Origin of the sequence: Thiobacillus sp. (genome assembly GCF_013693775.1) — a bacterium.
GTDB lineage: Bacteria > Pseudomonadota > Gammaproteobacteria > Burkholderiales > Thiobacillaceae > Thiobacillus.
This window is the reverse complement of the sequence record NZ_CP059257.1, coordinates 1,481,715-1,494,046: the sequence shown is the minus strand read 5'-3', so window position 1 is coordinate 1,494,046 and position 12,332 is coordinate 1,481,715. Positions and strand designations below refer to the sequence as shown.

Here is a 12,332-nt window from a genome sequence, read left to right as displayed (position 1 = left end):
TGCCGCTATACGACCCGGTCAGGACGTGGCGCAGCACAAATAAAAATGGGCGAACCGCCCATCGTGTTAATAATAAAGCGCAAAAATTATACCACTCGGGCCGGTGAACCGGAAGGTGGTGCCCGGAACCGGAATCGAACCGGTACGCCATCGCTGGCGAGGGATTTTAAGCCAGAGCATGGAGTCCGCACCGGGGTAACGCCGGGCTTGGATACAGCTTGCTGTGGCAGGTTTTCCGTAGAGCCAATGCCTTGATCATATGCCGGTGCGCGATGCAAACCGCCCCGGTTCTCTTTCGCTTGGCTCCTAGCCGGCTCCTGGAATCGGGGACTCTAGGAGAGCCAAATGGCAAAGATCAAGCTAACCAAAAGCGTTGTTGACGCGGCTCAGGCACAGACCTGCGACGTTGAACTCCGGGACACGATTGTTCCGGGCTTCTTGTGCAAGGTTACACCAACCGGCCGCAAAGTATTCATGCTTCAGTACCGAACGAACTCCGGCGTGCGTCGCAAGCCGGCGCTGGGCCAGTTCGGCGAACTGACCGTCGAACAGGCGCGGTCGCTGGCGCAGGACTGGCTGGCCGAAGTCCGGCGCGGCGGCGACCCTGGCCACGACAAGGGCGAGGCCCGCAAGGCACCGACGATCAAGGAACTGTGCGGCCGGTTCATGGAAGACCACTCCAAGCTGCACAACAAGCCGAGTACGCAGGACAGCTACCAGTACCAGATCGACAACTTCGTCATCCCAGCCTTCGGAACCAAGAAGGTCCACGAGGTTACCCGCCACGACATCACGGCGCTGATGAAGCGCATGGAGAAGTCTCCCACGCAGGCCAACCGCGTGCTGTCGCTGGTCCGCAAGATGTTCAACCTGGCCGAACTGTGGGGCTACCGGCCCGACGGCTCCAATCCTTGCCGCCACGTACCCAAGTACCCGGAGAAAGGTTCGACCCGCCTCATCACCGACGAGCAGATGGTCAGCCTGTTCGCCTACTTGGACAAAGCCGAGGCCGAGGGGCTGGAACATCCGATCTATCTGCTGGCCGTCCGGCTGCAATTCGAGTTCGCGGCCCGCATGTCGGAGATCCTGCTATTGCAGTGGGATTGGCTCGACTTGCCCAATGGCCGGGTTGTCTGGCCGGACAGCAAGACGGGCGATATGTCCAAGCCGTTGAGCGAGGAAGCCCGCCGGTTGCTGACGAACGCACCTCGCTACGGCAATTCGCCCTACGTATGCCCGGCCATCCTCGACCATGACAAACCGCTCGGCCCCCATTCCTACTACCAGGCGTGGCGCCGAATCCTGNATCGCGCCGGCGTGCCTAAGGTTGGCACCCACGGCATCCGCCACCGCTCGGCGACCGACATTGCCAATTCCGGCATCCCCGTCAAGGTCGGCATGGCGCTGACCGCACACAAGACTGTGGCGATGTTCATGCGCTACGTTCACACCGAGGACGACCCGGTGCGTAAGGCAGCCGAGTTGGTGGCCAGCCGGCGCAAGTCGGTCGTCAGCACGCGCCAAGAACTGAAAGAGGTGACCACATGATCGGCGACCAGCGCCCCGCCATGTTGGCCCCGATTGTCGTGTTGCCGCCACGCCAATCGGCCCGGCTTCCCTCCCCGCCCGTGCATCGTTCCGGGGACTGGAAAAGTGTGCCCGTTACGGGTATAGTTTGGAGGTCAAGATGACGCGCATCCTCAAGCGAAGGGATTTTGCGCGGTGGCAGGCGGGCGAAAGGCTGTCCGATGCTGCCTTGTGCAAAGCGGTTCAGGAGATGGAAAGCGGTCTGATTGACGCGGACTTGGGTGGCTTCTACAAGAAACGGGTTGCCCGCTCCGGCGGCGGCAAGAGCGGCGGCTACCGCACGCTGCTGTCGGCCAGGATCGGCAGCCGCTACGTGTTCCTGCATGGGTTCNCCAAGAGCGACAAGGCGAACATCACGCAGGACGAGAGGAAGGCGCTGCAATTCGCCGGCAAGGTGTTCCTGGAACTGTCCGCCGAAGCTTTGTCGAAGGCGTTGCAGTCGGGCGTTTTATTGGAGGTGCATTGTGAGCAAGATCATTGAATCCCTGCGTGGCGACCTGGCCGCGCTCCACGAAGCGGGAGCGATCGGCAAGGTGACGATGCGCGAGTTCGACGCGATCTGCCCGCCGCCGGTGCGGGAGTTCAGTGCTGTCGACATCAAACGCTTGCGCGAAGCCTTGAAGTTCAGCCAGCCGGTGTTCGCTCTTCATTTGCACACGTCGGCCTCGACCGTGCGCAAGTGGGAGCAAGGCGAAACCCATCCCACGGGGCCAGCGCTCAAACTGCTCAACGTCATCGCCGACAAGGGCTTGCAGGCCATCATCTGATGCCTGGCGAGGGGACAGGCATTGGCGACGCGAATTGACCCTTTCAGCTCACAGCATCTTGAAGCTGCGTGCCGCGTGCTCGTCGATACAGAGCGCGGCCTGAGCGGAACGCAGATCGAGCGATTGCTGCAAGAGATCGAGATCGCCGACACGTCGCCCGGCATGACCAAGTGGAAGCGGCTGTTCAATGCGCTGGCCAGCGCGCAGAACCATCACCAGATCGGCAACCATCTCATCATGTTCATCAATCGCGCGATGAACCCGGTGAACTACGCTCGCGACCCTGCGACCTTTGCATGGCGGCGCGACGAACTCAATGTTGTCCTTGCCTTCTCCGGCTTCTACGTGCGCGAAGACGGTAAGGTCGGGCACGCCGACAAGGCCACGACGCTTGACGCCGCGCGCGCCCGAGCCGGACGACTCAAGGCCGCGCTGGAAAGCCGCGTCGTCCACGCGGAAGTGCTGAACTACTGCCGTGCCGAGCTGCTGGACGAAAACTATTTCCATGCCGTGTTTGAGGCAACGAAAGGCGTGGCGGAGCGGATTCGCCTGCTGTCGGGCCTGAACGGCGATGGCGCCGACCTGGTGAACAAGGCATTCGCGGGCCAGCAGCCCGTTCTCACCTTGGGACCGCTCACCACCGAGTCCGAAAAGAGCGAGCAGAAAGGCTTTGCCAATCTGCTGATCGGCCTGTTTGGCGCCGTGCGCAATCCGCTGGCCCACGCACCCAAGACGAATTGGCCCATGTCCGAGCAGGACGCACTGGACATCCTGACGCTGGTATCGCTGATTCACCGCAAGCTGGATGGCGCCACGAAAGTCGCTGCCGTATCGCCATAAGGGAAAGACAAGAATGGACGAGGCGATCGTTGTCTTCTCTCGCAAAGGGATTTTCCAGACCACGATCGCCGCGCGCGACGTTCGCAGCCGGGAACATGCGCGCAAGCTGTGGCCCCTGGTATCTCCCGGCGCATCACGGCAGATGGTGACATGGGTCAGCNCCTCCTTTGAAAGCGGGAAGCTGCGTCGGCGATCCCATTTCCGGGTGCTTCCTGCCCAGCACACCTTCAACCCCAAAGCGCACTTCGACGATGAAGAAGCCAGCCGGTGGCGCGCCGTGCAGGAAAGTCCCGAACACCTCCGGGCGAAAGAACTTGTCGCAGCCGAACTCTCCCGACGCTTGAATGCCGGGCTTGCGATGCCCTGGGCGTTCAAGGATGCGGATGCGTCGGACTATCCGCTGGAAGGCAACTTGTTGCTCGGCGCCGACCAGGTGGCAACCGAGCATCCCCTGGAGACGCCATTCGGCAGCAAATTCCGGCTCGACGTTGCTGTGCTCGGGCCGCCGGTCCAGGCCGAGCCGATGGTGCTGGGCGGCGTTGAAATCGAACTCGGCCACGCTTTCGACGGGCGCAAGGCGCTGATCGGGAAGTCGCTCGGATTTCCGCTGATCTCCATCGACATCACCGAGATGGCGCTGGACGAACTCACGCCCGAGTGGGCGCAGCAGGTATTGACCGCGACCACGCGGAGCCACGAGCAAGGACGCCGGCAGACCTACATCTATCTCCACGACCTGCTGTACNCCCTCTACGCGCAATTGCCGGCGTTTCTTGACGACGAACAGCGGCATCAATTTCTTGTGTTTGCCAACGATGAGACCCTGAACAAGCTGGTGCGCTGGATGAACCTGCTCGCCGAAAAGCTGGAGTACCCGAAGGGTACGGTTGCCGTTGCCCTGGTCAATGGCAAGAACGAACAGTCACGCAAGATGCTGGAACGCGCGGGACAGGTCGTTGGCCCCGACTGGAGTGAGTTCAACGGCCAGCGATGCCTGCGGCTGACCCTACCGCGCCCCAAAGGCCCGGCGGATCTCCAGGCCCATCGCTTCCACATGACGATGGCGCGCATCCTGCTGTCGCACACTGATGCGCTTGTTGGCTACAAGTATTGCAACGGCGTGGACAACAACCACCCCGAAGAAGACGTGTGGGTTGCGCATCGCTGGCTCCCCGACCTGAAAACCCATACCCAGCACCGCGTATTGCCGAAACGGCTGGCCGAACCGATCAACAGGTTGATCGCAGTGGTTTCGGACCTGCATCGCAATCACGCAACAATCAGCCAAGAGACGTGACCACCTTGACGCTCGTGCGGTCCTGGTAGGTCGGTCACAGCAGACGATAAGGCGAGCGCACTTAGAGGCCCAGCAGTGCGACCACTCGTCCGGCAAATGCACGATCCGGTTGGCTCAGGCTGGCGCGCCTTGCATACCGGCCCCTGCGGCAACCGGCGGCCCGGCCTTGCGCTTCTTGGCGGTCTCTTCCGAACGCTTGTGCACCTGTGCACGCCAGTTTTCCAGCGCGAGGATGTCTGCGAGCAGTTCGTCAGGGTCTGGAACAGCAACGCCACCCAGCATCGCCTTGTCATGGGCGTAGTTGGAGCACTTGCTCATCCCCGCGTTGACCTGCGCATAGTCATCATCGTCCACACTCACACCGACGAGTCGCTGTGTCTCCACGCCCTTGCGGAAGCGGAGAATGACTTCGCGCAGGAGGACTTCTTCCACCGCTCGCTCCCATGCCATGCGCAGGCGGAAGTACGCATCAACGGTCTGCCGGTGATGCTCCTGTTCGTTGCCTTCCTTGTGTAGTTTGGCAATGACCTGTTGCTGTGCTTTCAGCGCACCGATGCGCTTGCTGGCGTTCTTCCCCTCGAACGGCAATTCCGGGTCCGCTATGCCGAAGCCTTCAGCGCGCCGCGTCAGGCTTTGCGTGACCACCGCGGCGCCCACTTGCTTCGCCTCCTCGGCCAGCAGACAGAGGAAATAGATGTCGTGCGTGAAGATGATGACCTGCCGCTGTACTGCTTCAGTAGCAAGACGCTTGGCCACACGCTCGCGCCGACGGTGGTCGAGGGATGACACAGGATCGTCGAAGACGATTCCTCCCTTGCCACCGCTCAACCCTACCTCGGCAAGGAACGAGCCGATCGCGATGGCGCGTTGCTCGCCTTCGCTCAGGATTTCACCTGGACTACGTACCTGCGGTAGCTGTAGCTTCAGCTTATGCAGCGCTTTCCCTCGGTCGGCACGGCTTTGCAGAGAAACGCTCAGGCTTCCCACGCCCAGGGCTTTGAATTCGCGGTTCAACGCATCGGCCAGATCCTTGGAGACGACTTTCTCCGCCAGTTCCGACGCCTTGATGGATATGGCGTTTGTCCTGACGGCGGTTAGACAGTTCTTCAGCTTTCCCTGGTGTTCCAGCTTCGCCACCGCCGTAACCACTGCCTCCTTGACCTGGCTGAGTTTTACGCGGGCGTCCAACTCGCCAAGTTGCTTCTGCAATGCAGCGCGGGCTTCTTCATTCGAGGCCTTCTCCAATGCCTCCGCTTCGGCGTTCAGCTTGTCAGCGAGCGCCTGCAACCGTTCAGCCGGGCTGACCAGCGCCTGATCCAGCCCCGTCCAGTCATGGGAGACGACCGCGGCCTTAATCGCTTCATGTCGAACCGTCAGTGCGGCCTCGAAAGCCTTGGTGTCGGCAACCAGAGGTGGGTCGATTTCTTCTATTTCCGCCTGCGTCGCCTCATCGAGGTTCAACGCCATGACCGAGGCGGCAAACGGAAGGTACTCGGCAGCGAGCGCTTGGCGCCGCGCCTGGGCCGTCTTCTCCGCTTCCGCTTGTATGAACGCCTCGAATCGCAGCAACCGTTTCGCGCCTGCAGCCAGCGGCTGCTGACACAGCGGGCACGCAGCGTCTGCTCCCAAATCGGGGAACTGTTTGTCTGGATGAGCTTCCAGCGCGAACTTACGGGCTGCGTCGAACAGTTCCCGCCACGCTTCTCCGCCAGTCCCCGGCAGCAGGTTTTCCCCTTCCTTGAAATTCTTCGCTGCGAGGGCTGCAGCAGCCTGTGCCGTGCGGAAAGCTTCGGCCAGCGCCTTCAACTTGACGACGGCTTGAGGGCCAACCACGAGCCCTTTCTCGGCAGAATTTTTGGCGATTGCCGCGACACGNCGCGCGCGCAAGCGCAAGAGACCAGCCTTTTCCTTCGGGTTGTTCTCTTTGAGACTTTTCTCCAGCGTCTCCCGCAGCTCAAGTTCTTCTGGCTTGAGCGCGGCGAGAGCTTCGATCTGCGCAGTGCTGGTTTTTGCAGAGAGCGCCGCGATCAGCTTGCCGACGGCGGTTTCCCCNTGTAAATGCGCAAATGCGGTGAGGTCCACCGCCGACTGCTTTTGCTCAGCCTCAATGGCCGTTTTAAGCTGTTGGCATACCTTGGCGAGTGCCTCGAATACGTCCAGACCATACGGCACGTATGAGAAGTCATCCTCGTTATCTAAATAGGCACGCGCGCAATGTGCGTCGAAGATGGCGAAAGACGAAAGCTCTGGAGGCGCCTCTTTCCCTTGTTGCCAGACTACCTCTTTGAGAGCGCCATCAATGGATATATCGAAAGAAGCTTGGGCATTGCCTGCCTTGGCTCCTGGCAAATTGGCATTGGGGTGGATGGGTTCCGATTGATCGCGCGCCCGACAGGCACGCTTGAGAACACGCGAATATCCTGATTTGCCAGAGCCGTTATCACCGTATATGACAGTCATACCGACCGGACCAACCGCCAACTGCTGATTTTCCGCAATTGCGTTGACGTTGCGCAGATTCTTGATGGCGCGCAGCTCGATATGCGTGGTCGCCTCGACCTGTGCTGGAATTTGATCGGCAGTTAGCGGCTGGGATTGGCGATTCTTGGGGTCTGGAATTCCGTGGGCCAGCTTGAGCAAGGCATACAAATCCTCATGATCCTGCGGCGTCAGCGCTTGTTTCGCCAGCAGTCGAGCAACTGCATCGCTTTGCCATGCCGGAAGCCCCTGCGTCCAAACCAAGATTTCTTGCAATATCGCCATGAGCCCCTCCCTGCTTCAATTATTTTCTTGATATGACGCCAGTTTAACTACGTTGTGTTCCATTGGGGAGAATTCCGAGCCGTCATAGCGTCCCGGCGTTCCGCCGTCGGGCTCGCGGGCTGCGCCCCGCGCCTCGTGTTGAGTCGCGGCCATCCGGCTTTGATCCCTGACGCCTCCGGCCCCGTGGGCCTGCGCGCTGCGCTTGCCCATCCGTCGTCTCTGCGGGCGGGGTGGGGCGGTCTTGCTGTTCCCTTCACCGTATCACGGCGTTCTCGCCGTCAAGGGCTGCGCGCGTATTGCGCGCTTGCGTCCTGGCGGCCGTCGCTGACCCCTGACTGCTTGCGCTGCGCCGTGCTGGAGCCGGTTCCGGGCAATTCCGCCCGAGCAACCGGAGCACGATCATGTCGCAACTTTCTCTGTCTCTCGATTCCTCGCTGCTGGTGCGTGACGACCAGGGGCGTTATCTGCCTGCTACCGCTGACCAGATTTTGGAAGCGGCCCGGTACGTCATCGACCAGAAGATTCCACGCGGAACGCTGTTCACGTCGCCGGCGTTGGTCAAGGACTACCTGCGCACCAAGCTGGCCAGTTTCGAACACGAAGTCTTCGCTGCCTTGTTCCTCGACAGCCAGAACCGTCTGATCGAATACGTTGAGCTGTTCCGCGGCACCATCGACCAGACATCGGTATATCCCCGCGAAGTCGTGAAAACGGCGCTGCATCTCAATGCGGCGGCCGTGATCTTTTCGCACAATCATCCGAGCGGGAATTCCGAGCCGAGCCAGGCGGACAAGCTGCTGACTCAGCGCCTCAAGGAAGCACTGGCGCTGGTAGACGTGCGCACGCTGGATCACATCGTCGTCGGCGGCGAGGCCACGACGTCATTCGCCGAGCGTGGCCTGCTCTGACCCCAGGGGCTTCGGCCCTTTTGCTGCGCCCGGCGTCGATCTCTTCACGCCTTCGGCGCTGCGTGCTGCGCTTGCCCTCCAGGGAAGGCCCTGCGGCCCATCCCCGCCGCGCGTTGCTTGGCGCCCCTCAAAGCCGGGCCNGAACCGGCTGCGCCGGATCGGCCNGGACTACGGCATGGCGACGATACATAGAGCATGGAGTTCGAGTTGCTTTGATTGATATGGGCGTCCCCGGCCAGGNNGAGGCACGGCCGGGCGCGCTGTCGTGCTGCGCATCGAGCCACCTGCGGCGTCTCGCCCCAGTCAGGCTTCCATCGTTCCCTCGCTCCGCTCGGCTGACGCCTTCGGCCCGGATGCCTGATCCGGGCCTGCGCGCTTCGCTTGCGTGGGGTTTGCGCCAGCTGCGGCCGGTTGCCNTGTCCAGCCGTCTTCCTTCGCTCATCACCTTGTCCGCGACTGTAGCCCGCGGCCGTGTGCCGTCAAGGCGCGCCGGGCCGTGTCCTCGCTGCGCTGCGGGCCGCACCAACCCGGCGCTTTCCTCCTTGACGGAGCCCGTCCGCGCGCTCCTTTCCGTCGCGGGCGATGAACTCAGGAAAGACGGTGGCAACGAGGCCGGCCCAGGTCTCCGCGCCGACCCCACCGGAAAGCCGAAAGGCGGGCTCCGAATCTAGGAATCCGGTGTGCGGTTTCAACAGCAAACCCTTTGTCAGGAGAAAGACCATGCAACTCGCAACCCGTTTCGCTTCCCGTTCCCCGGTGCTGCGCTCGGAATACCCCTTGTCGGACGATCAAATCCGCGCCGTGGCCCCGTCCATCTTCGCGGAGGCCCCGCACGAAAGCCGCTCGGAGCGATACAGCTACATCCCGACCGCTACCGTTTTGCAGGAACTGCGAGGCGAAGGCTTCCAGCCCTTCATGGTGTGCCAGACCCGTGTTCGGCAGGACGACCGGCGCGACTACACCAAGCACATGATCCGGCTGCGCCACGCCAGCCAGATCAACGGCCGCGAGGCCAACGAAATCATCCTGCTGAACTCGCACGACGGGACGAGCAGCTATCAGATGCTTGCCGGCATGTTCCGCTTCGTGTGCAGCAATGGCCTTGTCTGCGGCGATACCGTGGCGGATGTGCGCGTACCTCACAAGGGCGACGTGGCCGCGCAGGTGATCGAAGGTGCTTACGAAGTCTTGCACGGCTTCGACCGGGCGCAGGAATCCCGCGATGCCATGCGCGCCATCACGCTGGATACCGGGGAATCGGAAGTATTCGCCCGCGCCGCGCTGGCCCTCAAGTACGACGAGGACAAGCCCGCGCCCATCACGGAAAGCCAAATCCTGATGCCGCGCCGCTCCGATGACAGCCGCGCCGACCTGTGGAGCGTGTTCAACCGCACGCAGGAAAACCTCATCAAAGGCGGCCTGCTCGCCCGCGCCGCCAACGGTCGCCGCCAGACCACCCGACCCGTGCAGGGCATCGACAACGGCATCCGCCTGAACCGCGCCCTGTGGCTGCTGGCCGATGGCCTGCGCCAGTTGAAAGCCTGAAAGCCTGACCCCGACCCGGAGGGCCTGCGCCGCGTGCTGGCCCCTCGTATCCATCCCCGTTTCGTTTTCTCTNTTCCTTCAGGAGTCATCACTATGAACACCGTTACCCAAACCGAAGTCCGCGCCATCGAAACCGCCGCCGCGCTGGAAGTGGCCGACCCGACCAAGAACCTGATTCTGGTTCCGCNNTCGCGGCTGTTGGCGCGCCGCTCCAAGCGCAACGTGCGCAAGAATCCGCGCCTGTCCATCCCCGAACTGGCCGCGAGCATTTCCCGCGTGGGCTTGCTGCAAAACCTTGTCGTCATCCTCGCCGCCGATGGCGAGCATTATGAAGTGGTGGCCGGTGATCGCCGCCTGACCGCCTTGAAACTGCTGGCGAAGAAAAAGCGCATCGCCGCCGATCATGAGGTGCCGTGCCTGCTGGTGGCCGACGCATCGGCCCGCACCGTGAGCTTGGCCGAGAACGTGCTGCGCGAAGCTATGCACCCCGCCGACCAGTTCGAGGCGTTCGCCGCGCTGGTCAAGGAAGGCCGCCCCGTCGAAGACATTGCCGCCGATTTTGGCGTGTCCCCGCTGGTGGTACAGCGCCGCCTGAAACTCGGTAACGTCTCGCCGCGCCTGATGACCGACTACCGGGCTGGGACCGTCACGCTGGAACAGTTGATGGCCCTGACCATCACCGACGACCACAAGGCACAAGAGGCGGCGTTCTATGNNGCGCCGGAATGGCAGCGCAGCGCATCCGCGCTGCGCGAGCGCCTGACCGAACGCGAGATCGACGCCACGCATCCGCTGGTGCGCTTCGTCGGACTGGACGCCTACACGGCGGCGGGCGGTCGCATTCGCCGCGACCTGTTCGCCGACGACGACAGCGGCACGTATCTGGCCGATGCGCCGCTGCTGGAAACGCTGGTGCGCGAGAAGCTGGACGCGCTGGCCGAGGAAATCCGCGCCGAGGGCTGGGCATGGGTGGAAGCTGTACCGCATTTGGGCCATGCCGAGCGGCAGGCGTTCCAGAACGCCCCGCGTCAGCGCCGCGAGCCGACCGCCCGCGAGGCCCGCCACATCGCTTCGCTGCAAACCCGACTCGACAAAATCGACGCCGAGCTGGAAGAAGTCTACGACGCCGAAGACGAGGACAAGACCGGGCCGCTGGAACAGCGCCGCGAACAGGTGGCCGCAGAACTGCAAACCGTGGAGGACGCTTTGCAAGGTTACACCCCGGATGTGCGCGCCGTGGCTGGTGCCATCGTCACCATCGACCGTCAAGGCCAGAGCGTGATCTATCGCGGGTTGCTGCGAGAGGCCGAGGCCAAGGCGCTGCGCACGCTGGAACGGCTGCGGCAGGGTTTCGCCGAAGGCGAGAGCGCGAGCGACGACGAAGTCGAGGGCGTGGAACCGCCCAAAACCGTGAGCCTGTCCGACCGCTTGGCGCAGCGTTTGAGTGCGCATCGCACCGCTGCGCTTCAAATCGAAGTCGCCAGGCATCCACAGGTGGCACTGGCCGCGCTGGTGCATGGCATGGTGCAAACCGTCCTGCAGGAAAGGCACTACAGCCACGACCTGCCGGTGGGTGTGCGGCTGACTGTGCAAAACCGGCTGGAAGGCATTGCCCCGGACTGGCCGGAATCGCCCGCCGCCGTGGCGTTGCGCGAGGTGCGGCTGGCTTGGGGCGACAAGCTGCCCGAGGACAGCGCCGAACTGTTCGCCGTGCTGCTGGCGATGGAGCAAGACGAACTGGTGCGGCTGCTCGCGGTTTGCGTCGCGGCCACGGTGGACGTGGTAACGCCCCGCGCTGTGTTGCGTCAACCCGGCGCGGAACTGGCGCAGGCCGTGGGGCTGGACATGGCTGCATGGTGGAAGCCGACCGCCGAGGGCTATTTCCAACACGTGCCGAAGGCCGCGATTCTGGAAGCCGTGGGTCAGTTCGCCCCGGCACACGTCACCCGGCTGGCGAAGCTCAAGAAAGGCGATATTGCCAGCGAGGCCGAGCGCTTGGCCGAGGGCATGGGCTGGATGCCTGCCATGTTCAAGGCCGAAGGCTCCGACAGCGCCGCGCCGCAGGGAGGCCCGCAGGCCGGGGCGGATGACGAGCCGGAGGCCGAACCCGCCGACGATGAAGCGCACGCCCACGCGCTGGCCGCGTGACCCGAAGGAAAGGCAGCAAGCGCCCCGGCTTCCACCGGGGCGCTTCGGCAACCCCGGAGCATTCCTCATGAGTAACCAGACCTCACATCCCCGCCCACGGATGGCGGCGATTTATGCCCCCGGCACGGTACGCGCCCGCCGCTGGCATGGCGATGGCGACGTGCGCGGCTACCGTCCACCCAGCGGCTGGGTGGCCATCGCCGACCTGACCGACATTCACCCCATCAGTGGCCAGCACTTGCCGCGTGCGGTGTGGTGGATCATCGAGACAAAGCAATAGCTGTGGCAGCCCCAGCGCATTGCCCTGGGGCCGTTGTCGANNAATCAGATCGCGGCAGCGGCCTGCCGCGACCTGATTCAACACCAAGAGCAAAACCGCCACGTCGCCGCCTTCGATCAGGCAGCGACGTGGCGCGCACAAGTGATCTTGTGCGGGGAACGACCAGTGTGCAGCAGCGTTGCACGCTGCCGGCATCC

The 12,332-nt window shown here is 63.0% G+C and carries 10 protein-coding genes; 9 read left to right on the top strand and 1 reads right to left on the bottom strand.

Annotated elements, in window-relative coordinates; translation table 11 throughout:
• The first annotated feature begins 345 nt into the window (after nucleotides 1-345).
• From HZY77_RS07410 to HZY77_RS07390, 5 genes are all read left to right on the top strand, one after another.
• A complete protein-coding gene (locus HZY77_RS07410) occupies nucleotides 346-1,548 on the top strand; it encodes a site-specific integrase (RefSeq protein ID WP_296820255.1) in 1,203 nt (400 codons plus the stop codon).
• A gap of 139 nt (nucleotides 1,549-1,687) precedes the next feature.
• Nucleotides 1,688-2,068 (top strand): type II toxin-antitoxin system RelE/ParE family toxin, encoded by a 381-nt coding sequence (locus tag HZY77_RS07405; RefSeq protein WP_296820252.1) that lies wholly within the window; start codon nucleotides 1,688-1,690, stop codon nucleotides 2,066-2,068.
• Nucleotides 2,052-2,354, top strand: a complete 303-nt coding sequence (locus HZY77_RS07400) for a DNA-binding transcriptional regulator (protein ID WP_296820250.1) — start codon at nucleotides 2,052-2,054, stop codon at nucleotides 2,352-2,354. The genes HZY77_RS07405 and HZY77_RS07400 overlap by 17 nt, the downstream gene beginning before the upstream one ends.
• 75 nt (nucleotides 2,355-2,429) lie before the next feature.
• Complete coding sequence (locus tag HZY77_RS07395) at nucleotides 2,430-3,194, top strand: TIGR02391 family protein (protein WP_296820248.1); 765 nt, start codon at nucleotides 2,430-2,432, stop codon at nucleotides 3,192-3,194.
• A 13-nt stretch (nucleotides 3,195-3,207) separates the two neighbouring features.
• Nucleotides 3,208-4,491, top strand: coding sequence for a hypothetical protein (locus HZY77_RS07390; RefSeq protein ID WP_296820245.1), 1,284 nt, complete (start codon nucleotides 3,208-3,210; stop codon nucleotides 4,489-4,491).
• 114 nt (nucleotides 4,492-4,605) lie between these two features.
• On the opposite strand, the gene HZY77_RS07385 is transcribed toward HZY77_RS07390, so the two are convergent.
• Nucleotides 4,606-7,254, bottom strand: coding sequence for an AAA family ATPase (locus HZY77_RS07385; protein ID WP_296820243.1), 2,649 nt, complete (start codon nucleotides 7,252-7,254; stop codon nucleotides 4,606-4,608).
• Nucleotides 7,255-7,655: 401 nt separating this feature from the next.
• Between HZY77_RS07385 and radC the strand changes: the two genes are divergently transcribed.
• From radC to HZY77_RS07365, 4 genes are all read left to right on the top strand, one after another.
• Nucleotides 7,656-8,162, top strand: coding sequence for a DNA repair protein RadC (gene radC, locus HZY77_RS07380; RefSeq protein WP_296820241.1), 507 nt, complete (start codon nucleotides 7,656-7,658; stop codon nucleotides 8,160-8,162).
• A 720-nt stretch (nucleotides 8,163-8,882) separates the two neighbouring features.
• Complete coding sequence (locus HZY77_RS07375; RefSeq protein ID WP_296820239.1) at nucleotides 8,883-9,707, top strand: DUF932 domain-containing protein; 825 nt, start codon at nucleotides 8,883-8,885, stop codon at nucleotides 9,705-9,707.
• A gap of 93 nt (nucleotides 9,708-9,800) precedes the next feature.
• Nucleotides 9,801-11,855 (top strand): ParB/RepB/Spo0J family partition protein, encoded by a 2,055-nt coding sequence (locus HZY77_RS07370; protein WP_296820236.1) that lies wholly within the window; start codon nucleotides 9,801-9,803, stop codon nucleotides 11,853-11,855.
• 67 nt (nucleotides 11,856-11,922) lie between these two features.
• Nucleotides 11,923-12,135 carry a hypothetical protein gene (locus tag HZY77_RS07365; RefSeq protein WP_296820234.1) on the top strand — a complete coding sequence of 71 codons (213 nt, stop codon included), beginning with the start codon at nucleotides 11,923-11,925 and terminating at the stop codon, nucleotides 12,133-12,135.
• The last annotated feature ends 197 nt before the right edge of the window (nucleotides 12,136-12,332 follow it).

Bases quoted from the DNA above. Each gene is read 5' to 3' on its own strand.
- HZY77_RS07365 (WP_296820234.1), top strand. From the start codon at position 11,923: ATGAGTAACCAGACCTCACATCCCCGCCCACGGATGGCGGCGATTTAT.
- radC (WP_296820241.1), top strand. From the start codon at position 7,656: ATGTCGCAACTTTCTCTGTCTCTCGATTCCTCGCTGCTGGTGCGTGAC.
- HZY77_RS07375 (WP_296820239.1), top strand. From the start codon at position 8,883: ATGCAACTCGCAACCCGTTTCGCTTCCCGTTCCCCGGTGCTGCGCTCG.